This window comes from Frankia sp. AiPs1 (genome assembly GCF_023716945.1).
Taxonomy (GTDB): domain Bacteria; phylum Actinomycetota; class Actinomycetes; order Frankiales; family Frankiaceae; genus Frankia.
In genome coordinates this window covers 1-22,959 of record NZ_JAMQQF010000019.1, presented here as the reverse complement: position 1 = coordinate 22,959, position 22,959 = coordinate 1, and the positions used below count along the sequence as shown (strand labels likewise).

The window sequence follows — 22,959 nt, the reverse complement described above, 5'->3', positions numbered from 1 at the left end:
TGTCATCCCTTCTCGAGAAAGGCCGCACTTGCATCATCGAGCGCTGCGTCAAGCAGCCGCCGCAGGGCGGGATGCTGATCCAGTTCGGGATCGGCATCAACAAGTCGGGTTGCCTCTACGCGCGCCTCCCGGATCAGCTCCTCGTCCCTCAGCAGCGCCAGCAGCTTCAGGGATCGGCGTCCCCCTGACTGAGCCGCGCCGAGCACGTCCCCTTCCCGACGCTGAGCCAGATCGAGTCGGGCGAGTTCCGCGCCGTCGTTAGTCGCGGCGACCGCTCCCAGCCTGTCCCAAGCTGGCGTTCCCTGATCCGCCCCCGTGTGCAACAAGCACCACCCAGCTGCGGTACCACGCCCCACTCGGCCCCGCAGCTGGTGGAGCTGCGACACACCAAACCGATCCGCGTCGAGAACCACCATCACCGTCGCGTTGGGTACGTTCACCCCAACTTCGATGACCGTGGTCGCCACCAGTACATCGATCTGCCCCTCGGCGAAGCGAGTCATCGTGGCCTCCCGTTGTGCCGCCGGGAGACGGCCATGCAACGCTTCCACCCGCAGGCCCGCGAGTTCACCGTCCACCAACTGTGGCAGCACGTCCGTCACCGTCGCCGCCGGACGTCCCGCCGACCCCGCCGCCTCGTCCGAGAGCGCGCCGGGATCGTCGTCCACGCTGTCTCCGCCGATTCGGGGGCAGACGACGTAGGCCTGGCGACCGTCCGCAACTTCGTCTCGGATCCGACCCCACATCCGGTCGGTCCACGAACGGATGGCTGCGGGAACGACGAACGTGGCAATCGGTGAGCGGCCGCTTGGCAACTCGGTGAGCTCTGATACCTCAAGATCTCCGAAGACCGTCATGGCCACGGTCCGTGGAATCGGGGTCGCCGTCATGACAAGCAGGTGCGGTGGGCGCCGACCCCGCGCCCGCAGCGCATCACGCTGTTCGACGCCGAACCGGTGCTGCTCATCGACGACGATCAGACCAAGATCCGCGAAGACGACCGCTTCGTGCAGCAGCGCATGAGTCCCGACGATGAGACCGGCCGAGCCCTCCGCGATGTCCGCCAACGCCTCCCGCCGCGCGCGGGCGCCCATCGAACCAGTGACCAGGGTCACCCGAGTCGCTATCTCGTCGGCACCGAGCTCGCCGGATCGCGCCAGATCGCCGAGCATCTCCCGCAGGCTCCGGCAATGCTGGGCGGCGAGCGTCTCGGTCGGTGCAAGGAGGACAGCCTGGCCGCCCGCGTCCACCACGATGAGCATCGACCGCAGCGCCACGACCGTCTTGCCAGACCCGACCTCGCCTTGCAGGAGGCGGTGCATCGGCACCGGACGCCCGATATCCGCCGCTATGGTGGCACCCACCTCACGTTGGCCTGCCGTGAGAGGGAAGGGCAGCGCGGCATCGAACGCGGCCAGCAGGCCGTGCGGCCTGGCACTGCGGGCGGTCGTCGCCAACGCTTCCACCTCGTGGCGGCGGCGCGCCAGCGCCACCTGTAGGACCAGAGCCTCGTCCCAGGTCAGACGCTTTCGCCCCGTGACCACCTCGCCACGGTTAGAGGGTTGATGCACCAGCCGATAAGCCTCGGCGAGCGTGGACAGTCGATGCCGCCGACGGAGCTCCTCCGGCAGCGGGTCCTCGAGAGGGCCGAGGGAGTCCAAGGCCAGGCGGACGCATCTTGCCAAGGTCCAGCTCGGTACCTTGGCGGCGGCGGGATAGATCGGCACCAGCGCGTTCGCGAACAGCGGGCCGGTGACGTCGCTCTCGACCTCCGACTCCAGCAGCTGGACCTCGGGGTTGGTCAGCTGCCGGAGGCCGCGGTACTCGTCGACCTTTCCGGCGAACAGGGCTGTCGTCCCGGGACGCAGGTCGCGTTCGCGCCAGCTCTGGTTGAAGAAGGTCAGAGCCAGCGCATGGGTGCCGTCTGTCACGGTGACTCGCAGCATGGATCGGCGGCTGCCCCGCATCGGGCGGCGCTCGATCTTCTCCACCCGGGCCTGGACCGTGACTGTGTCACCGACGGCCAGATCGGCGAGATCCGTCAGTTCGCCCCGCTCGTGATACCGGCGAGGCAGATGCGCCAGGAGATCACCGACCACATTCAGCTCGAGGCCCTCCGCCAACAGGGTGGCGGCTCGCGGGCCGAGGAGTGACTTCAGGGGCGTGTCGAGGTCGACCACACCCAGATACTGCCCGAACCGCCGCCGGCGCCGAGCTCGATCGCCTTGTGCCCCACGACCGGGACCACAGCGCCTGGGGTAACCTCAACCAGGTCGCTGCTGCGCGAGTTCTCCCGATCGAGCCATCAGGCTCACGGGATGAGTACGATCGCGGTCCTGACCGCCCGACGTCCCGGGCATGCACCGGGACCATTACTACTTCGACGGAGTGTTTCTCGTGTCTTCGGTGTGCGACGTCTGCGGCAAGGGACCGGGCTTCGGTATGTCGGTCTCCCACTCCCACCGACGCACTCGCCGTCGCTGGAACCCGAACATCCAGACGGTCCGAGCCGTCGTGGGTGGCACCCGTCGACGGCTGAACGTCTGCACCTCCTGCATCAAGGCGGGCAAGGTTGCGCGCGCCTGACGCGATCTACACCACTTCGTCGAGGTAGGGTTCGGGCTCGCTGACGAACTGATGCCCGGTCTGAGTCGTCCAGACGTGGTGGCCTGGCACCGGTTGGCTCAGGATCCAGATCCCGGCATGCTTCAACCGGTGGTGGTGACGGCACAGCGGATCCGTGTTGTCGACCCGGGTCTTCCCGCCGTCCGCGTGCGACGTCGTATGATCAAGGTCGCAGTCGCGTGCCGGCTTGGAGCATCCCGGGAAGACACAGGTCCTGTCTCGTGCACGGATGAACCGGGCCATCTCCGGCGAAGGATGACGTCTGTCTCCCACGTCGAGCACCGAACCGTGAAGGGGATCGGTGACGATGCGCCGCCAGCTCGAACGTGAACCATGGGCGAGCTCGCGAGCCAGCTCGGCCGGGATCGGACCGTACCCTTCGAGCTCACCAGGCGCGGTCGAGAGCCCCATCAACGTTGCCAGAGACACCACGACCGAGACCTCGGTGGCGACTGACCCGTGTCGCTCCCCCAGCACCAGATCGACCAGCACGTCGGCTCGACGCTCCCCGACACTGCGCTCGTCGCCCGGCCCCCCGGCGTCTCGGGCGAGTGCATCGATGTGCCGATAGACGGCGACCATCCGATCCGCGGGCAAAAGCGCCGACAACTCCCCCATCCCGTCCTCTTTGGGGCGAGTCCGGACGTGGCGATCACGCTCCCGCCGGCGCCGACGCCGCTGCGCTCCGTCCGGGTCGACGGCGAGAACCGACCTGGTCACCGCGGCCCGGAAGCTGGGGCAGCTCGCCCGTGCTCCGCGCGCCAGCACCCTGGCCTCGACCATGCGGGCCTGGCTGGCGTCGAGGCTTTTCGTGACGTCGGCCATCGCTCGCACCCGGTCTGGATCGATCTCGCCAGACTCCAACGCCGCAAGCGTCTCGGGGAGCCGATTGACCACCGCTACTGCCAGCTCAAGCTGGCGTCCGGCGGCGGCGGGCGCGGAACGTGCCACGGCCGCGATCTCGTCCCCGGCGAACTCGCTGAATCCACGCTCCGCGCCTTCCTTGTCGCCCGCAAGCGGCGGACGAAGCTGGGCGAACCTGGCCCGCACCCGCAGCCGCCACGCCTCGAGCCTCGCCAGTTCTCGAGCGATCCGGCCGTCCAGATGGAGGCACTCGTCGTCGCTCAGATCGTCCACGGGCCGCCCGAACACGGTCGCCGGCCCGGGTGGCGGACTCGCCCGGTCCGGGTTCACCGAGGCGGACCGGCTCGCGCGCTCATCGTTGACGGACCGAGCCACGCCGTCCGGAGGGATCTCGTCTGCCCCTACAGTTGAGTCGAACATGCATTCGATTATGCATCACCGCTCCGACGACTTCGCCCGACGCCCGTGGTCAATCCGGTCGGCGCAGGTCAGCGCCGACCATCGGGCCGTCCGGCGCCAGCCGGTCGACCGGAACGGTGACGGCGCCGGACGCCGTCGTCGGGGGCGGCCTCGGACCTCGGCGTCGATCCGCTAGTGTCCCGGCATGGCAGGCACCAGGCGTCGGATTCGACTCGCCCTCCTGTTCGGCGGCCGCAGCACGGAGCACGCGATCTCCTGCGTGTCTGCCGGCGGCGTGCTGCGCGCGCTCGACCCTGACGTCTACGACGTCGCCTTGGTCGGCATCGACCCGGCGGGGCGCTGGGTCGCCCTGCCAGACGCGGAAGCCCTCGCGCCAGCAGGGGATGAACTGCCCTCGGTCACGGCGTCTCGGGGAGTGAGCGTCGTGCTTGCCCCGGACCCCACCGCGTCCCGCCTGCTCCCCCGCGATGCGGCCGACGCGCTCCGCAGCCCGGCCGGGGACATTGATGTGGTCTTCCCGCTCCTGCATGGCCCATTTGGGGAGGATGGGACCGTACAGGGCCTCCTCGAGATGGCCGGGGTGCCCTACGTCGGCTCAGGTGTCTTCGCCAGCGCGGCCGCCATGGACAAGCAGCACATGAAATCCCTGCTGCGGGCCGCGGGCCTGCCGATCGGCCCGTACGCCGTGCTGCGGGCCGGTCAGACCCTGTCCGAGGCCGACCAGGAGCGCCTGGGTCTGCCGGTCTTCGTCAAGCCGGCCCGTGGTGGGTCCAGCATCGGCATCAGCCGGGTCGACGCCTGGGCTGAGCTGGATACGGCGGTCAAGACAGCCCGGGCGAACGACCCCAAGGTGCTGATCGAGGCCGCGATCACGGGACGTGAGATCGAGTGCGGGGTGCTCGGCCGGCTGGACGGGCCCGGAGCGCACGCCAGCGTTCCTGCCGAGATCACCGTTACCTCGTCGGCTGGCTTCTACGACTTCGAGGCGAAGTACGTCTCCGATCAGACCCGCTTCGACATTCCCGCGCGGCTCTCGGCGACGGCGCTGGCCCGGGTGCAGCAGGTGGCGGTGGCGGCGTTCGAAGCACTCGACTGCGCCGGGCTCGCGCGCGTCGACGTGTTCGTCACCCCAGCGGATCAGGTAATCGTCAACGAGGTCAACACGATGCCCGGATTCACCCCGACGTCGCTGTTCCCGCGGATGTGGGAGGCGAGCGGGGTTCCCTTCCCGCAGCTGGTCGACCGACTTGTGCAACTCGCCCTGCGGGACGGCGCCGGGTTGCGGTGACGGCGCGGCCGACGCCCGGGTGAACCTCGGAGCCGGCCGTCCGGACTCACGGCGTCGTCGAAGCGCTGTGTGCCCGCACGGCCGGGCCGACGGAGACAAGGATGTCGAAAGGTTGCACCTCGGTTGACGCGGAACCCGGCAGGGTGAGCACGACGTGGGGCAGCCGGGTCGGAGTCGAGTACCGCACACTTTCCCCGAGCTTCTCCGCGAACCACCCGACCCCATCGACCTCCGACAGCATCGAGTCCGGCCGGTAGCTTGCCGGCACCCCCGAGACCCCGCAGGTGAGGACGATCGGTCCCCCGCCGTAGGCCGCCGCGGTGTCCCGTGGCGGATCAAGCCGACGCCGGTCGAGCCCGTGACCAAGTGAGGACGGCAACACCCCGATGAGGGCTGCGCAGGACGCCCGGTCGGCCGGCACCGGTACCGGCACATTGGTCAGTCGGACCGGTCCCGGCCCACCGCAACCCGCCACCAGCAGGCATCCCACGGTGCCGAAGGCGGTGACTCCGACGGCCGCCCGGCGCAACGCCCGAGCCGAAGGCCTGGTCCCTGTCCGCCAACCGAAGCTCCCCGACCCGACCCGACTCGAGTCGGGTCGCCCGGAGGCCATCCGCCAAGCTGCCCCCGACCGGGCCGCTTGTTGGGCGGCCGGCTGACGTCGACCCTGCATGTCACGACCCACTGCTGTCACGACCCACTGCTGTCACGACCCGATTGTGGCCATCGCAGGGGCCGCCCATTGGGCGCCGTCGACCCCATCGGCGGCAACCACCGCCGACCGACGGTCAGGGTCTGCCGGCATTCCTGTCAGGATCCCCGAGCGAACGATCGGCGGACGGAGCGCCAGCATGCCCGCCGCCCCCACCGAGGCACGGGCCCGCGGCCCTCAGAAGTGGACGACCGGACAGGTCAGTGTGCGGGTGATGCCGTCGACCGACTGCACCCTCGACATGACCATCTTGCCCAGATCGTCCACCGTGGGCGCTTCGGCGCGCACGATGACGTCGTAAGGACCGGTCACGTCCTCTGCCTGGGTGACCCCAGGGATCTGCTCGATCTCCTTGGCAACCGACGCCGACTTGCCGACCTCGGTCTGGATAAGGATGTACGCGTGGACCACAGACGCTCCCTCGTCGGACGTCAACAGCCCGTCGAGCAGAACTACGGGCCGACAGAAGGTAACAGGCAAACGGGCCGGATGAGAGCCTCTGAGGCCGAGGAATTTCTTCGACTCGACCGACGGGCGCCGGTCGACGCCCCCCACACGCTCATCCGGCCCCAATCCTGGGGTGCGACGGCCCGACCTCGTACCCGATTGTGATGGCAACCACGATTCTCGCTACTGATAGTGAAGCTCGAGGAGACACATGAGGGTTCGGAGCGTCTCGTGATCGAACCCGCTCCCGTCGCCGCGCCAGCACCTTCGGCGCCGCCCCGGGTACTGACCATCGCCGGCTCCGATTCGGGTGGTGGGGCGGGGATACAGGCTGATCTCAAGACGATGCTCGCGTTCGGCGTCCATGGGATGAGCGCCATCGTCGCCGTGACGGCGCAGAACTCGCTGGGCGTCCATGGCGTCTGGGATCTACCACCCGAGGCGGTCCGTGCCCAGATCAGGGCGGTGGTGGACGACATCGGGGTCGACGCGGTCAAGACCGGCATGCTGTCCTCGGCCGCCCTCGTCGCCCTGGTCGCCACGGAACTGGAGCGCATCAGCGCCCCGGTCGTGGTCGATCCGGTGGGCGTGTCGAAGCACGGCGACCCGCTGCTCGCACCGGACGCGGTCGACGTCGTCCGCCGGCAGCTCATGCCGCGGGCGACGATCGCGACTCCGAACCTGGACGAGGTCCGCCTGTTGACCGGTGTGACCGTGCGGGACGAGGCCGACCTGCCCCGGGCCGCCGCGGCGATGCTCGCGCTGGGGCCACGCTGGGTACTGATCAAGGGCGGTCATCTACCCGGCGACGCGGTCGACCTGCTGACCGACGGCTCGACGGAGATCCTCCTGCGCGGCCGTCGGATGGATCGGCGACACACTCACGGCACCGGCTGCACCCTGGCCTCTGCGATCGCCTCGAGACTGGCGCGAGGAGACTCCCCGACGCGGGCAGTTCAGGCCGCGAAAGAGTACGTCGGTGGTGCGCTCGCGGCCGGTTTCCCCCTCGGGGCGGGGATTGGCCCGGTAGATCACGGTTATCGTCTCCGCAGGTAGCCGGCAGTGGTCCGGACCGAACCAAGCAGTGCGATGTCTGGTTCAATCGCCCCGCCGCATGTGACCTGACGCATCCGCATCATCGCCGTGGGAGGTAGCCCGTGGGGCCGAAAAATACTGCGGTGGCCACCCAGGGGGTGGCCACCCAGGCAGGCGACTCGCCGGCAGGCGCGGACCACCGGTGGTACCGCATCAGCGGCGGCGCTCCTCTGCGGGGCTCGGTCGAGGCATCCGGCGCCAAGAACTCGGTCACCAAACTGCTGGTGGCCACCCTGCTCACCCCACAGCCGTGCACGCTCACCCGGGTCCCGCGCATCGCCGAGGTCGACGTCGTCCTGGGTATGCTCACGGACCTCGGCACCCAGGTGGAATGGCTCGACAGACACACGGTGCGGCTCACCACCGAACGGATCGTCGACGCCTCACTGTCGGAGGCCTACTCCGGGGTGAACCGCATCCCGATCCTCATGATGGGTCCGCTGCTGCACCGCGTCGGCGAGGCCGTGATCCCGCTCCCGGGCGGGTGCCGTATCGGGAAGCGACCAGTCGACTTCCATCTCGCCGGGCTGCGGGCGATGGGTGCGGAGATCGTCGAACAGGTGCGTTCCGTGCAGGTCAAGACCCTCGGCCTGCGCGGCACCCACGTCGCCCTGCCGTTCCCGAGCGTCGGCGCGACCGAGAACCTGCTGCTCGCGGCGGTGCGCGCGCAGGGCACCACAGTAATCTCCAATGCCGCGGTGGAACCGGAGGTCGTCGACCTCATCCTGTTCCTGCAGCAGATGGGTGCCCTGGTCGACGTGGAGACCGACCGGACGATCGTCGTCCAGGGCGTCGCAACGCTGCGCGGCGCCACGCACGCGCCCATCCACGACCGGATCGAGGTGGCGTCATTCGCTGCCGCCGCGGTGGCCACCGGGGGACGGGTGGAGGTGATCGGCGCCCGGCAGGAGCACCTGATGACGTTCTTGAACCACTTGCGCCGACTGGGCGGCGAGTTCGAGGTGACCCCTCGTGGCATGACGTTCTTCCGAGCCCGGCCGCTCACCGCCGCGCATGTGCAGACCGACGTGCACCCTGGGTTCATGACCGACTGGCAGCAGCCGCTGGTGGTGTTGTTGACCCAGGCAAGGGGAGCCTCGGTGATCCATGAGACGATCTACGAGGACCGGTTCGGTTACACCCGCCAGCTCGCGGAGATGGGCGCCGACATCGCGCTGTCGACGCTTTGCCTCGGCGGAAAGTCGTGCCGGTTCGCCGCCCGCGACTTCGAGCACTCGGCGGTCGTGAGCGGCCCGACTCCCCTCACCGGCTGTGATCTTACGATTCCTGACCTGCGGGCGGGTTTCGCCTACGTGCTCGCCGCGCTGGTCGCGGACGGAACGAGTGTCATCCGCGGAACCAGATTCCTTGAGCGCGGATATGAGGACCCGGTCGGCAAGCTGCGCTCGATCGGGGCCCGCGTCGACGCGGATCCGGTGCCCGCCCCCCGCGCTGCCAGCCCGTCACCCGAGCCTCCCGCCTGATCGAGCCTCCCGCCCGATCGAGCCATGCCAGGCCCACGAGCCAGTGCCAGGCCATCGAGGCCACGCCAAAGCCACGAGCCCCACGCCAAAGCCAGGAGCTCATGCCAAAGCCAGCCGAAGTGTCATCCGCGGCTGGCCGCTCCGGTCCGGCCCCGACGTCACCGATGTGGTCGGTACTCCGGCCCCGGCTCCCGGCTCATCAGATCCTTGACCGCCTCCAGCGGCGGCAGACCCTCATAGAGCACCCGCTCGACCTGTTGCGTGATGGGCATCGAGACGCCTAGCTGATCGGCCATGGCCAGCAACGGTCGGCAGGACCGCACCCCCTCCGCGACCTGCCGCTGCTCCGCCTCCACCTGCTCCAGGCTGAGTCCGCGCCCCAGCTTCTCGCCGAAGGTCCGGTTACGCGACAGCGGCGAGCCGCAGGTCGCCACGAGATCACCGAGCCCCGCCAGACCGGCGAATGTCATCGGTTCCGCACCCAACGCGATGCCCAGCCGTGCCGTCTCGGCCAGACCTCGGGTGATCAGCGAGGCGAGGCTGTTGGTACCGAAACCCATTCCCTCGAGCATGCCCGCAGCAAGGGCGATGACGTTTTTTACCGCGCCGCCGAGCTCGCAACCGGTCACATCATGGTTGGTGTAGGGCCGGAAGTAGGGGGTCCAACAGGCAGCCTGGACGACTTCCGCCGTCCGGGTCGAGGTGCTGGCGACCACGGTCGCCGCCGGATGCTCCGCAGCGATCTCATGGGCCAGGTTCGGGCCGCTGACGACCGCGATTCGGTCCGGCGTCACTCCGGCGACCTCGGCGATGACCTGGCTCATCCGCAGCCGGCTACCCGCCTCGACCCCCTTCATCAGACTGACGTAGATCGCGTCGGGCGCGATCCGCGGCACCCAGCGGGCGAGCACCGAACGCAGCGCCTGTGAGGGAACGGCCAGCACCACGAGCTCAGCGCCCGCCAACGCGCTGCCCGGATCGGACATCGCCCGGATCCGGTCGGGGAGCTGAACCGAAGGCAGGTAGCGGGGGTTGACATGCCGGTTGTTGATCGAGCGGATGACCTCCGGGTCTCGGGCGACGAGGCCGACCCGGGCGCCCGCATCCGCCAGGACCTTCGCGAAGACGGTCCCCCACGACCCGGCGGTCAGCACCGCAACCCGCCTCACCTTGTCCTCCCGGGAGCAGCGCGACGACCGACCACGATCGCGCCGGCGCGGGACCCGCCGGGTCGGGCCGGGGCCGGGGGCAGGGCCGCGACACCGCTCGCGGCATCCTCGGACCGGTTGTTGGGATCGGCGGTAATGGTTCCCTCCGGATGGGTCACGGGACCGGCGTCGACGTCCGGTGCGGCGAGCACCCCGACGCTGCGCGATGGCGTGCCCACCGCGTCCTCACACTCGACCGTAGACGCCGCTCTGGCGGGCATCACGCAGGATGCGGCGCTCACCAACGACGTTGCCGCCCACCAGGGAGACTCCCACGACTCCACCGCCGAGAGGCCACGCTCAGCGAAGGGCCGTGCCCGCCACCCGCACGATCAACGCGGGCAGCGACTGGAGGCGGACAGTGGGGATACGCGTGCAGACGACGCTCACCCCACGAGCAACGCGCGACGTCGGCCGACTCCGGCGAAATGTGCCCCTGACTCCGCTGGCCACCAACCGGACCGGGACGTCGGGTCGCGACGCCGCCCGGCGTCATGGCCTATGGTCACCTTCGTGTGGCTCCCACGAGGCGGGGCGTCCTGGACGGTCCTTCTGCCGCTGAAGAACCTGGCGCGGGCGAAGAGCCGGCTGGACCGGCCGGACCGTAGCCGGCTGGCGCTCGCGATGGCCCTCGACACGGTGACGGCCGTGCTCGCCTCGGCAACCGACCTCGTCGGCGCTGTGGTGATCGTGACCAATGATCAGACGGTCCGCCGAGCGCTGTGGCAGTTGCGGGACCAGGGTGACATCGGCGCCGGGCACGAAGCGGGTCGGGCACCGACCCTCGCGCTGTCAACGCGGGAGCGGGCCCGCCTCGTCGTTGTTCCGGACACCCCCGACCAGGGCCTCAATCCGGCCCTGGCGCACGGCGCAGAGCTTGCCGCGGGCCGCTGGCCAGGGCACCCGCTGGCGGCCCTGTCCGGGGATCTGCCGGCGCTGCGGACCGCGGAGCTGCACCAGGCGCTGGCGGCCGCCGGCAACCACCGCCGCGCGGTCCTCGCCGACGCGGCGGGCACGGGCACCGTGTTACTCACCGCCGCAACCGGGTCGCCGCTGGGCCCGTCGTTCGGACCGCTCAGCCACGATGCGCACCGCCGCTCAGGCGCCGTCGACCTGACCGACACCCTCGGGTCCTCGGTTCCTGGGCTACGACGCGACGTCGACACCGTCGACGATCTCGCGCAGGCACGCCACCTGGGGGTGGGTGGCGCAACGACGGCGGCGCTCCTGGTCGCCCGGGCGCCGGTGCCCTGATCAGGCCCGGCGGGTGCCGGCAGGGACGGGGACCGCCAACCAGGCGGTGTCAGGCGGCTGGGGCTGTCCCTCAGGACGGCTCGGGGCCTGGCAGCGGCCCGCCGGCGGGAGGCCACGGCCGGATCGGCGAAAGGGGCAGCGGACCCGGCCGCGCGAAGAAGTACCCCTGACCCAGCTCGCATCCGAGTTCCTCCAGCTCGGCAATCTGGCCCTCGCGCTCGATGCCCTCGGCGACGACGATGGCGCCGAGGGCGTGCGCCAGAATGATCATCGAGCGGCGCATCGCCGCGGCCCGGCCCCCATCCTGGGGAGGTTCCAGCAGGGTCCTGTCCAGCTTCACGACGTCCACAGGAAGCAGGTGCATCGCGGCGAGCGTGCTGTTGCCCGCGCCAACGTCGTCCAGTGCTACGGCGACGCCCAGCGCACGCACCTCGTCGAGCACCTCGCGCGCACCGTGCAGGTCGTCGATCCGGCTCGTCTCGGTGATCTCGACGACCAGACGTCGGGGATCGAAGCGACTGGCTGCGAGCGCGCGGGCGACGCTGTCGAGCAGGGTCGTGTCGGCGACCCTGCTGGCCGAGACGTTCACGTGCAGGCGCAACGGCGAGTCCGGGTAGGCCACCGCGATCTCCGTACAGGCCTGGGTGAGGACCATGTCGTCGAGGGTGCCGACGATGCCGCCGTTCTCCGCGGCGGCGACGAAGGTGCCGGGCGGCACGGGTCCACAGCCCGGTGCCGTCCACCGGGCGAGCGCCTCCAGGGCGACGAGACTGCGGTCACGCAGGCGCACGATGGGCTGGTAGTGGACGTCGAATCCGGCCGATCGGCCGCCGCGGCGCAGGGCGGTGGCCAGTGCGTCGGCGAGATGGGTGCCGTCGGCGAAATGGGCACCGGGTGCGGCGCACAACCCGGGCCGATAGACGACCAGGCGGTTCTTGCCCGTCCGCTTCGCCGCGTGCACGGCCGTGTCGGCCCGGCGCAGCAGGGCCTCGGCCGTCTCCTGGGTACGGCCGGCCACAACCAGCCCCACGCTGCCCCGCGCGGGCCAGTGATGGCCGCCCACCGACACGGGTTGGCGCAGGGCCGCGAGCACGCGTTCGGCGACCGACTCGGGCAGCTCCTGCCCCCCGTCGAGCAGCACGGCGAACTCGTCGGAGCCCAGCCGGGCGACGGTGTCCGTGACGCGCACGCAGTGTCGCAGGCGCTGGCCGACGGCACGCAGCAGGTGGTCTCCGGCGGCGTGGCCGAGGCTGTCGTTGATGATGCGGAAGTCGTCGAGGTCGCAGTACAGGACGGCGACGTCCCGACCGTCGCGGCGGCTGGCGGCGAGGGCGTCGGTCAGCCGCTGGTGGAACAGCGTGCGATTGGCGAGCTCGGTGAGCGAATCGTGCGAGGTCCAGTGCTGCACCTCGCGCTCGGCGCTCCCGACGAGCGCCACCAGCCGCTGGCTCGCCCGCAGAGTGACCATCTGCCGGACGAGGACGGCGGCGATCAGGGCCGAGCCGACCACGATCTGGACCGGGTCGAGCACGACGCCTGCCCGCGATCGGTCCAGCATCAGCGCGCCGACGCCGGCGGCGGGAACGTAGGGCGCCGCGAGCCGCAGCCAGCCGACAAGGTCGCCGCGTGGCCCGTCTCGAGCCGCCCGACCCCCGTCACCCGCCCAACCCGCTCGCCACGCCGCCAGGACGACGAGCAAGGCGCCGGCTACCGCGCCAAGATCCGCCAACGAGCTACCCAGCCGACCGGCATCGCCGCCGACCTGCTTGCACCAGGCTCCGACCACCGCCAGGAACACCAGGCCGGTCCCGGCCGCGGCGACGGCCGGCAGGTCGACCGGCTGGCGAAAGCCCGCGACATGCAGGACCGCGAGCGCCAGGACGAGGACGACGATCGGATGCGCGACCGCTGCCAGTTGGCGCACCACCCCGACGCCGCTTTCGCCCCCGCCAGCGGCGGTGGCGTCGGCCTCGCCGAGGCCCGCCAGGATGCCCGACCAGGTGAGTAGGAACAGCGAACCACCGAGGATGATCTCGTCCAGAGCCGCGGCCGGCACACCGACGAGCCCGTCGGTCAACCGGGACCCCTCGCCCCCGCCACCGCCGCCAGCACTCGCACCCGCAGCACCCGCACCCGTAGCACCACCACCCGCGCCGTCGGGCCCGCCGGCAGACCGCGGGCCGTCGGCGAGGCGGCCCAGCCGCGAGCCTCCGCCGGCGGGCCAGCCCATCTCGCCCAGTCCCCGGACCGAGGTCGAGGAGGCAAGCAGCGTGCATCGGGCCCGGGAACGCCGCACCCGGCTCGCCGGTACCGCGGCGAGAGCGGCGAGGGCCAGGACGGGCATGGCGAGCTGCCCGGCGTCGGCGAGGTACCCGACGTCCGCGACCGACGGGCGGGCGGTGGCGAGCCGGTCCCAGCGGTGCAGCGTCCATGCCGCCTGCCCCACGGTCCAGGCGGTCAACGCGAACGACAGCCAGACCAGCCAGCGGCCACGGGGCCGGCCGAGCCGACGTCCGGACCACGCGCAGCTCAGCGTCGCGGTCAGGCCGGCAGCGATCGCGGCGGCGTCGACGAGCATTCCCCGTCCCGCCCTCCTCCCGGTGCGTCGGCCGTCTGAGGCAGAGAATCCTCATGGGCAGAGAATCCTCATGGAACGACGGAAACGGCCGACAAAATCACCGGATGTCATTAACAAGCGCGTTGGCGCCCATCGTCAACGTAGCGCGTGATCGCTCTATCACAAAGAGTAGGTAGATGCCTCGCGTGCCGCGCGGTCTTCCCGGGCGTCCATCGGGTCGACCGTCACGACCCGACCCCGGTCAGGCGCGTCACCCACGGTGATGACCGCCCGTGGACGGGACACCGCCGGCGGGAAGATCACGGAACGGACTGGACGTCGACGACGGTGACCTGCTGACTGGCCGTCAGGGTCCCCCGCCCCGCTCCCGTGTACCAGCCGGACGTCGGCGCGACGTCGGAGTAGTCGCGGCCGACCGCGACCGTCACGTAGCGGAGATCCGCGAGCCGATCGTGGCACGGGTCGTAGGCGACGGCGACGGCGCCGGGTTCCCAGCCGGCCACGCCGGCCGCTGCCGCCCCCCTCGTGCCGGTCCGGTCCACGCCATCGGCCACGCCACCGCTCATGACGACCTCCACCCAGGCATGTGACGGGCCGTCCCCGACGAGATGCCCGGACACGTAGCGGGCGGGCAGCCCCGCCGCGCGGCACAGGGCGAGCATCACGTGCGCCTGGTCCTGGCAGACCCCCGCGCCGCCGGCGAGTGCCTGGGCCGCGGTGGTCGTCACCTCGGTGCTGCCGGGGACATACCGAATTCGGCTGTGCACCCAGCCACAGAACCGGCGCGCCGTCGCTACCGGATCGTCGGTGGCCAGGGCGCGGGCCGCCGCGGTGAGCGCCGGGTCCGGTGCGGTCAGCGGGGTGGCGTCGAGCAGCCGACGGCCGGCCAGGGCGGTGGCCCGCAGCCATGGCCGCCCACCCCCGGCGATCCGGTCGATCGACACGGTCACATCGAAGTCGAGCCGGGGGGGCACCTGGTCGAGGCGCACCAGCGCACTGCGCGTCCCGTCGGCGCCACGTCGCCAGGTCGTGCGGGCCGCGTCGGAGGAGACCGCCAGCCGGGAGTCGCGGACGGTCTGGTCGCCGTGCCTGTTGGGCGGGACCACGACGAGCCGGTGGACCAGATCGGTGGCCTCGCCGTCGTAGGTGTATCGGAAGCGCTGCGCGACCCGATAGGTCACCCGCGTCCCGGCCGGCAGGTCGGTCAGGTTGACGGCAGCCACCCTCGGATGGTCCCCCCCGGGCAGATCGCTCCCGGACGCCGCCGAGGGTTGCGGCGGTGTCGCAGCCCCGCCGGGTTCGAGCGGCTCCGACATCCTCAACGGAGGTCCCGCCACACCAGCACCAGCCCGGCAATTACTGTGATATCAGACACGCAGTGCACGCTTGACCCGCGAACGACCGCAAGGATGCGCTTTTGCCGAAATGGCCGATCTACGGAGGATGTTTCCATCACACTGCCGATCGTCGCCTTCGACTGTTTCCATGCCGTTAACGATGGGCCCCGCGCCCGGCAGCCGACCACCGACGCGCGACCAGACCACTACAACGGGCACGGATCGAACCGGCGTTTTGCCGCGATGCCCCTGATGCGTCATCGGTGCCGCCGTATCCGGACATCGTCCCGCGCTGCCGAGTTCACCGCCGACTGGCACCATCTACAGGCATGAGCGAGCTGGTGGCGACCCGTTCCGAACAGCCTCAGCGCAAGGCCCGCAGCGGCCTGCTCGAACCTCTGGAGGCGCCCCGTTCGCCTGCGCCGTCCGATCTGCCAGCCGATCGGTTCATCAACCGCGAGACCTCCTGGCTCGACTTCAATGCCCGGGTGCTGGCGCTCGCGGAGGACGTCTCCACTCCGTTGCTGGAGCGCGCCAAGTTCCTGGCGATCTTCGCCAGCAACCTCGACGAGTTCTACATGGTCCGGGTCGCCGGTCTGATGCGACGTGAGGCCACCGGACTCGCGGTTCGCTCGGCCGACGGCCTGAGCGCGCGGGATCAGCTCGGCCTGGTCAGCCGGGTCACCGCCCAGCTCACGGAGCGGCATTCGCGCTGCTTCACCGACGAGGTCGTGCCGTCGTTGGCGCACGCCGGGATCAGTATCCGGTTCTGGTCCCAGCTCAGCGAGGCCCAGCGGGAACACCTGCACGACTACTTCCACGAGCAGATCTTCCCCGTGCTCACCCCGCTCGCGGTCGACCCGGCGCATCCGTTCCCCTACATCAGCGGCCTTTCGCTCAACCTCGCCGTACAGGTCCGCGAGCCGGGCGGGGACATCGACCACTTTGCCCGGGTGAAGGTGCCGCAGAACGTGCCGCGGCTGGTCTCCGTAGCGGTGGATCCGACCGGGGACTTCCCCGCGGACGGCCCGACGCCGGCAGAGAGCGCCTGCTTCGTGCCGCTCGAAGAAGTGATCGCCGCCCACCTCGACCAGCTTTTCCCCGGCATGGAGGTGATCGACTCCCATCTGTTCCGGGTCACCCGCAACGCCGACCTCGAGGTCGAGGAGGACGAGGCGGAGGATCTGCTGCAGGCCCTGGAGCGGGAGTTGGCCCGCCGACGCTTCGGACCCGCAGTCCGGCTGGAGGTCGACGACGACATCGATTCCGACCTGCTGGCACTCCTCATGCGCGAGCTCGAGGTCACCGAGCGGGAGGTGCACCGGGTCACGGGGATGCTCGACCTGTCGGCCCTGTGGGCCTTGTACGACCTCGACCGGCCGGAGCTGAAGGACGCGCCACGGGTTCCGATCACCCATCCTCGGCTGATCACCGAGGAGGGGGAGACGCCCGACTTCTTCAGCGTGCTGCGCGAGGGGGACGTCCTCGTCCACCATCCGTACGACTCGTTCACGACCTCGGTACAGAGGTTCATCGAACAGGCCGCCGCCGATCCGCACGTCCTCGCCATCAAGCAGACGCTCTATCGCACGTCCGGCGACTCCCCGATCGTGGACGCTCTCGTCTCGGCGGCCGAGGCGGGCAAGCAGGTCGTCGTGCTGGTCGAGATCAAGGCTCGGTTCGACGAGAGTGCCAACATCCGCTGGGCGCGCGAGCTGGAGCGAGCCGGTTGCCACGTCGTCTACGGCCTGATCGGACTGAAGACCCACTGCAAGACCTGTCTGGTCGTCCGGCAGGAACGTGGCGGGCTGCGTCGGTACTGCCACGTGGGCACCGGCAACTACAACCCCAAGACCGCGCGGCTCTACGAGGACCTCGGTCTGCTCACCGCCGATCCCGAGGTGGGCGCCGACCTCACCGATCTGTTCAACGTGCTCACCGGGTACAGCCGGCAGACCGAGTACCGCTCGCTGCTGGTCGCTCCGCAGCACATGCGGGACGGGATCCTGCAGCGCATCGAAGCGGAGGCGCGGGCGGCGCAGGAGGGCCGTCCGTGCGGCATCCGCCTCAAGGTCAACAGTCTGGTCGACGAGCAGGTGATCGACGCGCTCTACCGCGCGTCCATGGTGGGCGTCCCCGTGCACTGCCTGGTGCGGGGAATCTGCGCCCTACGGCCCGGCGTGCCGGGTCTGTCGGAGACGGTGCACGTTCGGTCGATCCTCGGCCGCTTCCTCGAGCACAGCCGGGTCCTGGAGTTCGCCTCCTCGGACGAGTTCTGGATCGGCAGCGCCGACATGATGCATCGCAACCTGGACCGGCGGATCGAGGCGCTCGTCCGGGTGCCCCATCCGGAGCGCCGGGACACCGTTCGCCGCATCCTCGATCACGCCTTCTCCGACGAGGTGTCCGGGTGGGTGCTGCAGTCCGACGGCCGATGGGAACGGCGGACAGCCGGACCGGACGACGTCCGACTGTCGGACTATCAACACGATCTCATGGCCGAGGCCATGCGGCGCGGGCACCGGTAGCCCGGCGCCCGCACCGTGGATCAGTCGCCGCTCGCCGAGACGCTCGACTTGAACTCGGAGCCGGGCCGGAACTTCGGCACGACCGAGGCCGCGACGTGCACGGGCTCACCCGTCGCCGGGTTGCGCCCGGTGCGCGCGGCCCGCTCGACCCGCTCGAACACGCCGAATCCGGTGATGGTCACCTTCTCGCCGCTGGCGACGGCCTCCTGAATAGCGTCGAACACGGCGTCGACGGCTTTGGTGGCGTTCGACCGTCCGCCCTCGATCTGCTGGGCGATGCGGTCAACCAACTGGGACTTGTTCACAACAACCTCCGGACGCCCCCCGCAGGCGCGGGGTGGGGAGCAGATCGGGCATCACACTGCGCTGCACCGTAGGCATCTCCACTGTCGAGGGCAATTCCCGCGACCGTGTCGCGTCACACAAACCCGCACGTCAGCGGGTTCGAGCCGGTGGGCGACGGGATGCGTGCTGTACGACCAGCGCGCAGCATCCGGTAGATTCATCACGTTGGGTAGTGAGAGGCGTCCATTTTTTTGGGCGCAATGTCACGCTTTGATACCCAGCCACCTCCGCCACCGCGCTGCCAGCTCTGCTACGTAATCAACCAAACGCCGCAGGCGATGGCGAACAGGCTGGCGCCGCTCAGTAGTCGAACGCCTACTCGGGCAGACCTGCCCGCACATCGACCCCGATGTTAGTTTCGTCACATCGGGGCCGATGGTCGCGTGGCGGGGCCGAATCGACTGTGCTGCAGGTCTCTGCCCGGCCGGGGCGGGATCCGCGGCCGGGGCTGCCGCCGACGTCGGGACGCCCAGGCGCGGGCGCTACACCGCTGAGGGCAGCCAGCCCGGCCGGGTCGCTTCGAAGCCGGTGATCAGCTCCTCGTGCCGCAGGGTCAGGCCCACGTCGTCGAGTCCCTCCATCAGCCGCCAGCGGGTGAAGTCGTCGAGCTCGAACGGAGCCACCAGGCCGGCTCCCCGCACCTCGCGAGCGGCCAGGTCGACGGTGATCTCCACGGTCGGGTCCTGCTCCACGGCCGTCTGCAGGGACTCGACCGTCTCCGCCGGAAGCTGCACCGGCAACAGTCCGTTACCGAGCGCGTTGCCCCGGAAGATGTCGGCGAACCGGGGCGAGATCACCGCCCGGAAGCCGTAGTCCTGCAGCGCCCAGACGGCGTGCTCACGCGACGAGCCGGTGCCGAAGTCGGGGCCGGCGACCAGGATCGACGCCTCGGCGAAGGCCGGGTCGTTGAGCACGAAGCCCTCGTCGGCCCGCCACTGGGAGAACAGGCCGGCGCCGAACCCGGTGCGCTCGATGCGCTTGAGCCACTCGCTTGGAATGATCTGGTCGGTGTCGACGTCGCTGCGCCGCAGCGGCACGGCCCGACCGGTGTGAATCGTGAACGCCTCCATCGCCGGAAACGCTCCCCTCTGAACGATGTCGTGATCGCAATGACGGTCGTGATCGGGATGACGGTCGCGGTCATCGGGCACCCACCGGTTCGACGGGCGCGGCGACCGCACGGGCTCGTGCCTACAGCTGCGCCGGGGCGGTGAGCTGGCCGGTGACCGCGGTGGCGGCGGCGACGGCCGGCGAGACGAGGTGGGTCCGCCCGCCTGGGCCCTGGCGCCCCTCGAAGTTCCGGTTCGACGTGGAGGCGCTGCGCTCCCCCGGGCTCAGCGTGTCCGGGTTCATCCCGAGACACATCGAGCAGCCGGCGCTGCGCCACTCCGCTCCGGCGGCCCGGAAGACGTCGTCCAGCCCCTCCGCCTCGGCCTCCGCCTTGACCTGCATCGACCCGGGAACGACCAGGGCCCGGACGCCGTCGGCCACCCGCCGCCCCCGCAGCACGTCGGCCGCGGCCCGCAGGTCGCTGAGCCGGCCGTTGGTGCAGGAGCCGATGAACACCGTGTCGACGGTGACCGCGGACAACGGCGTGCCCGCCGTGAGTCCCATGTAGGTCAGCGCCCGCTCGGCAGAGGCACGCGCGGCCGGGTCCGCGTAGTCGGCGGGCGCGGGGATCAGCGAATCCAGCGGCGCCGCCTGGCCCGGGTTGGTCCCCCAGGTCACGTACGGGGTGAGGCTCGCGGCGTCGATGACGACCTCCCGGTCGAACACGGCGTCGTCGTCCGAGGCCAGCGTGCGCCAGTAGGCCACGGCCTCGTCCCAGTCGGGTCCGGTGGCGGCGTGCGCCCGACCGGCGAGGTACTCGAACGTCGTGTCGTCGGGAGCGATCATCCCGGCCCGCGCCCCGGCCTCGATGGACATGTTGCAGACGGTCATCCGACCCTCCATCGACAGGCCCCGGACCGCCGCGCCGCGGTACTCGATGACGTGTCCGGCACCGCCGCCGGTGCCGATCCGGGCGATGATCGCCAGGATGAGGTCCTTCGCGGTGACGCCGGCCGGCAGGTCGCCGTCGACCGTGACCGCCATCGTCTTCGGGCGACGCTGCGGCAGCGTCTGGGTCGCGAGCACATGCTCGACCTGGCTGGTGCCGATGCCGAAGGCCAGCGCCCCGAACGCGCCGTGGGTGGAGGTGTGGCTGTCGCCGCACACGATCGTCATCCCCGGCTGGGACAGCCCGAGCTGCGGCCCGACGACGTGGACGATGCCCTGGCCGGGGTCGTTCATCGGGTACAGCCGCACCCCGAACTCGGCGCAGTTCTTGCGCAGCGCCTCGACCTGGGCCGCGGAGATCGGATCCGCGATCGGCGCCAGCGTGTTCGTGGTCGGCACGTTGTGGTCCTCGGTGGCGAGGGTCAGGTCGGGGCGGCGCACCGGCCGGCCGGCCAGCCGCAGCGCCTCGAACGCCTGCGGCGAGGTGACCTCGTGCACAAGGTGCAGATCGATATAAAGCAGATCCGGTTCACCCTCGGCGCGGCGCACCACGTGGGCGTCCCAGACCTTCTCCGCGAGCGTGCGCCCCATGGCCCACTCCCCTCCTGCGCCGGGCGAGCTGCCCGCGCGGTCGTCCGACAGTCCTGAGTTCGGGTCGTGCCACGACTGGCGCACCACTGGCCCGATCTTGCGTCTTGCCCGATCTTGACCGATCTTGACCGATCTTGCGTCCCATAATCTGGGATGGCAGTATCAACTTATGGAACAGCTTAGCGGAGTCGGGGTCCTGGACAAAGCATCACTCGTCCTGACCGCTGTGGAGCAGGGGCCGGCCTCCCTCGCCGACCTGGTCGCTCGGACCGGGCTCACCCGGGCGACCGCGCACCGCCTGGCCAGTGCACTTGAGATTCACCGCCTCGTCGGGCGGGACGGCGCCGGCCGGTTCGTCCCCGGCCCGCGGCTGGCAGCCGGGGTGGCCACCCCGCTGCCCTGGGACGTGCTCGACCGGGCCGACCGGATTCTGACCGACCTGCGCGATGTCACTGGAGAAAGCACCCAGCTCTACGTCCGGCGCGGCGCCCTGCGGCTGTGTGTGGCCGCCTCCGAGCGGGCGAGCGGCCTGCGCGACACGGTTCCGATCGGCGCCGCGCTGCCGATGACGGCGGGATCCGGAGCACAGGTCCTGCTCGCGTTCGCGGATCAGCCCGACCCCGACCTGCTCTCCGCCGCACCGTTCGGCAGCGGGACGCTCGCCCTGGTGCGCGAGCGTGGCTGGGCCGAGAGCATCGGCGAGCGGGAGACCGGGCTGGCCTCGGTGTCCGCCCCCGTGCGCGGGGAATCCGGGACGGTGATTGCGGCGGTGTCGCTGTCCGGCCCGGTGGAACGCCTGACCCGATCGCCCGGGCGCCGCCACGGGGTGGCCGTGCTCGCCGCGGCGGCGCGGCTGTCGACATCGGCCGTCGACTGACGGATCCACTCGCCGTCAACCCCAGGCCACCGCAGGTCGGCCGCCTCGCGGGGACCGGTCGGGTCCTGCGCGCGGCTGGCGTGACCACGCGCACACGTTTCCACCGCTTGTCCTGGCCTTCTCGAGATTGCGGATGCCCCGATCGGGCCCCACAACCAAACGGAACGCGGACTACGCCCGCCGGCTGCTTTTCGACGTTCCGGTGGCGTGGGTCTCCCCCGCCGCAGGCGGTGCCCTTCCCCCGTCGTAGCCTGTTCGAGTCGTCCGTCTCGGATGATCGGAGAAGTAGTCCGGATGACCCAGTGGGGTCATTGCCATCCAGCGAGCAAGCGATAAAGGTCGCCCGCGCACTGGGGACGGCCGTCCGGAGGACTCTTCCGGGTTCCGCATGGCCGGGCGTTCGTCGCCCCGCGGCGGCGCCGCCGTAGGTTCGGCCGCCTCGTGCGGTGCCAAGGAGGGACAGGGCGCGGTGCGCAAACTGGGTTCGCGGTACGTGCTGCACGAGCTGCTCGGGCAGGGTACGACCGGCCAGGTCTGGCGAGGTGTCCGGGTCCAGGACGACACCGCGGTGGCAATCAAGGTGCTGCGCCCCGAGCTCGCGGGCGATCCGGAGATCGTCGATCGGTTCCTGCGGGAGTGGGATCTCCTCGTGGATCTCGACAGCCCCGATCTCGTCGCCGTCCGCGACCTCGTCAACGAGCCGGACGCGCTGGCCATCGTGATGGATCTCGTCGAAGGCCCTGACCTGCGAGCGCACCTGCGTGAGTTCGGCCCGCGGCCCGCCCAGGAGGCGGTCCGGCTGGCTGTCGGCACCCTCTGGGCGCTCGACAGCGTGCACGCCGCCGGGATCGTCCACCGGGACGTCAAGCCCGAGAACATCCTCATCGACACGTCGCAGCCCGACCGCCCGATCGTCCGTCTCACCGACTTCGGCATCGCCCGCGTGATCAGCACGCCGTCCCGCGTCAGCGCGACCGGGCCGATCGGCACCCCCCTCTACATGGCGCCCGAGCTCGGCACCGGAGCCCCTCCGACGCCCGCCGCCGACGTCTACTCGGCGGGAGTGGTGCTCTACGAGCTCCTCGCCGGGTCGCCGCCGTTCGACTCGACGAATCCCGCGGAACTGCTGCGGGCGCACCGAGAGGACGACCCCCAGCCCATCGCCGGCGTGCCGGCGCCGGTGTGGGACGTGCTCGCCGGCATGCTCGCCAAGTCCCCGAGGCGGCGGCCGGCGAGCGCCGCCGAGGCGGCCGACGACCTCAGTGAGGCCCTCGAAGTGGGCCTGCGTGGCACCGCCGGCGCTGGCGC

At 70.6% G+C, this 22,959-nt stretch carries 18 protein-coding genes; 8 read left to right on the top strand and 10 right to left on the bottom strand.

Annotated elements, in window-relative coordinates; all coding sequences use genetic code 11:
• Nucleotides 1-2: 2 nt before the first annotated feature.
• Nucleotides 3-2,180, bottom strand: a complete 2,178-nt coding sequence (recG, locus tag ND748_RS04350; RefSeq protein ID WP_251744187.1) for an ATP-dependent DNA helicase RecG — start codon at nucleotides 2,178-2,180, stop codon at nucleotides 3-5.
• 217 nt (nucleotides 2,181-2,397) lie between these two features.
• Between recG and rpmB the strand changes: the two genes are divergently transcribed.
• Nucleotides 2,398-2,586, top strand: coding sequence for a 50S ribosomal protein L28 (rpmB, locus tag ND748_RS04345; protein WP_055409184.1), 189 nt, complete (start codon nucleotides 2,398-2,400; stop codon nucleotides 2,584-2,586).
• Between the two features lie 6 nt (nucleotides 2,587-2,592).
• Here the strand turns inward: rpmB and ND748_RS04340 are convergent, their stop codons facing one another.
• Nucleotides 2,593-3,762, bottom strand: coding sequence for an HNH endonuclease signature motif containing protein (locus ND748_RS04340; RefSeq protein ID WP_251744185.1), 1,170 nt, complete (start codon nucleotides 3,760-3,762; stop codon nucleotides 2,593-2,595).
• 331 nt (nucleotides 3,763-4,093) lie between these two features.
• Between ND748_RS04340 and ND748_RS04335 the strand changes: the two genes are divergently transcribed.
• Entirely contained in the window at nucleotides 4,094-5,197 is a 1,104-nt protein-coding gene (locus ND748_RS04335; protein ID WP_251744184.1) for a D-alanine--D-alanine ligase family protein, read from the top strand.
• Between the two features lie 46 nt (nucleotides 5,198-5,243).
• Here ND748_RS04335 and ND748_RS04330 read toward each other — a convergent pair whose 3' ends face one another.
• Nucleotides 5,244-5,672, bottom strand: a complete 429-nt coding sequence (locus tag ND748_RS04330) for a DUF3515 domain-containing protein (protein WP_374215845.1) — start codon at nucleotides 5,670-5,672, stop codon at nucleotides 5,244-5,246.
• 414 nt (nucleotides 5,673-6,086) lie between these two features.
• On the bottom strand, nucleotides 6,087-6,320 hold the full coding sequence (locus ND748_RS04325) for an Lrp/AsnC family transcriptional regulator (RefSeq protein ID WP_009742309.1): 234 nt from the start codon (nucleotides 6,318-6,320) through the stop codon (nucleotides 6,087-6,089).
• A 267-nt stretch (nucleotides 6,321-6,587) separates the two neighbouring features.
• On the opposite strand from ND748_RS04325, the gene thiD reads away from it, so the two are divergent.
• Nucleotides 6,588-7,412, top strand: coding sequence for a bifunctional hydroxymethylpyrimidine kinase/phosphomethylpyrimidine kinase (thiD, locus tag ND748_RS04320; protein ID WP_251744178.1), 825 nt, complete (start codon nucleotides 6,588-6,590; stop codon nucleotides 7,410-7,412).
• A gap of 122 nt (nucleotides 7,413-7,534) precedes the next feature.
• Nucleotides 7,535-8,935, top strand: a complete 1,401-nt coding sequence (gene murA / locus ND748_RS04315; protein WP_374215844.1) for a UDP-N-acetylglucosamine 1-carboxyvinyltransferase — start codon at nucleotides 7,535-7,537, stop codon at nucleotides 8,933-8,935.
• Between the two features lie 158 nt (nucleotides 8,936-9,093).
• Here murA and ND748_RS04310 read toward each other — a convergent pair whose 3' ends face one another.
• A complete protein-coding gene (locus tag ND748_RS04310; RefSeq protein ID WP_251744176.1) occupies nucleotides 9,094-10,104 on the bottom strand; it encodes an NAD(P)H-dependent glycerol-3-phosphate dehydrogenase in 1,011 nt (336 codons plus the stop codon).
• Between the two features lie 540 nt (nucleotides 10,105-10,644).
• Here ND748_RS04310 and cofC point away from each other — a divergent pair.
• Nucleotides 10,645-11,397 carry a 2-phospho-L-lactate guanylyltransferase gene (cofC, locus tag ND748_RS04305; protein WP_251744174.1) on the top strand — a complete coding sequence of 251 codons (753 nt, stop codon included), beginning with the start codon at nucleotides 10,645-10,647 and terminating at the stop codon, nucleotides 11,395-11,397.
• 70 nt (nucleotides 11,398-11,467) lie between these two features.
• Here cofC and ND748_RS04300 read toward each other — a convergent pair whose 3' ends face one another.
• Nucleotides 11,468-13,975, bottom strand: a complete 2,508-nt coding sequence (locus ND748_RS04300; protein ID WP_251744172.1) for a bifunctional diguanylate cyclase/phosphodiesterase — start codon at nucleotides 13,973-13,975, stop codon at nucleotides 11,468-11,470.
• A gap of 299 nt (nucleotides 13,976-14,274) precedes the next feature.
• Nucleotides 14,275-15,291: a transglutaminase family protein gene (locus ND748_RS04295; RefSeq protein WP_251744171.1), complete on the bottom strand. Its 1,017-nt coding sequence runs from the start codon at nucleotides 15,289-15,291 to the stop codon at nucleotides 14,275-14,277.
• A gap of 350 nt (nucleotides 15,292-15,641) precedes the next feature.
• Here ND748_RS04295 and ND748_RS04290 point away from each other — a divergent pair, with 350 nt between their 5' ends.
• Nucleotides 15,642-17,840 (top strand): RNA degradosome polyphosphate kinase, encoded by a 2,199-nt coding sequence (locus ND748_RS04290; RefSeq protein ID WP_251744169.1) that lies wholly within the window; start codon nucleotides 15,642-15,644, stop codon nucleotides 17,838-17,840.
• A gap of 20 nt (nucleotides 17,841-17,860) precedes the next feature.
• Here the strand turns inward: ND748_RS04290 and ND748_RS04285 are convergent, their stop codons facing one another.
• The 3 genes from ND748_RS04285 to leuC all read right to left on the bottom strand — a co-directional run bounded on the left by ND748_RS04285 (nucleotide 17,861) and on the right by leuC (nucleotide 20,774).
• A complete protein-coding gene (locus ND748_RS04285) occupies nucleotides 17,861-18,145 on the bottom strand; it encodes an HU family DNA-binding protein (protein ID WP_009742300.1) in 285 nt (94 codons plus the stop codon).
• 522 nt (nucleotides 18,146-18,667) lie between these two features.
• On the bottom strand, nucleotides 18,668-19,255 hold the full coding sequence (gene leuD, locus ND748_RS04280; RefSeq protein ID WP_251744167.1) for a 3-isopropylmalate dehydratase small subunit: 588 nt from the start codon (nucleotides 19,253-19,255) through the stop codon (nucleotides 18,668-18,670).
• A gap of 121 nt (nucleotides 19,256-19,376) precedes the next feature.
• The gene (gene leuC, locus ND748_RS04275; RefSeq protein ID WP_251744165.1) at nucleotides 19,377-20,774 is read right to left on the bottom strand and encodes a 3-isopropylmalate dehydratase large subunit; all 1,398 of its coding nucleotides are present in this window, start codon (nucleotides 20,772-20,774) and stop codon (nucleotides 19,377-19,379) included.
• 169 nt (nucleotides 20,775-20,943) lie between these two features.
• Between leuC and ND748_RS04270 the strand changes: the two genes are divergently transcribed.
• Nucleotides 20,944-21,651 carry an IclR family transcriptional regulator gene (locus tag ND748_RS04270; protein WP_251744163.1) on the top strand — a complete coding sequence of 236 codons (708 nt, stop codon included), beginning with the start codon at nucleotides 20,944-20,946 and terminating at the stop codon, nucleotides 21,649-21,651.
• A 469-nt stretch (nucleotides 21,652-22,120) separates the two neighbouring features.
• Nucleotides 22,121-22,959, top strand: an 839-nt coding sequence (locus tag ND748_RS04265; protein WP_251744162.1) for a serine/threonine-protein kinase, incomplete at its 3' end; no start/stop codon positions are given.

Bases quoted from the DNA above. Each gene is read 5' to 3' on its own strand.
- ND748_RS04290 (WP_251744169.1), top strand. From the start codon at position 15,642: ATGAGCGAGCTGGTGGCGACCCGTTCCGAACAGCCTCAGCGCAAGGCC.
- ND748_RS04270 (WP_251744163.1), top strand. From the start codon at position 20,944: ATGGAACAGCTTAGCGGAGTCGGGGTCCTGGACAAAGCATCACTCGTC.
- leuD (WP_251744167.1), bottom strand. From the start codon at position 19,255: ATGGAGGCGTTCACGATTCACACCGGTCGGGCCGTGCCGCTGCGGCGC.
- ND748_RS04300 (WP_251744172.1), bottom strand. From the start codon at position 13,975: ATGCTCGTCGACGCCGCCGCGATCGCTGCCGGCCTGACCGCGACGCTG.
- cofC (WP_251744174.1), top strand. From the start codon at position 10,645: ATGGTCACCTTCGTGTGGCTCCCACGAGGCGGGGCGTCCTGGACGGTC.
- leuC (WP_251744165.1), bottom strand. From the start codon at position 20,774: ATGGGGCGCACGCTCGCGGAGAAGGTCTGGGACGCCCACGTGGTGCGC.
- ND748_RS04335 (WP_251744184.1), top strand. From the start codon at position 4,094: ATGGCAGGCACCAGGCGTCGGATTCGACTCGCCCTCCTGTTCGGCGGC.
- ND748_RS04295 (WP_251744171.1), bottom strand. From the start codon at position 15,291: ATGTCGGAGCCGCTCGAACCCGGCGGGGCTGCGACACCGCCGCAACCC.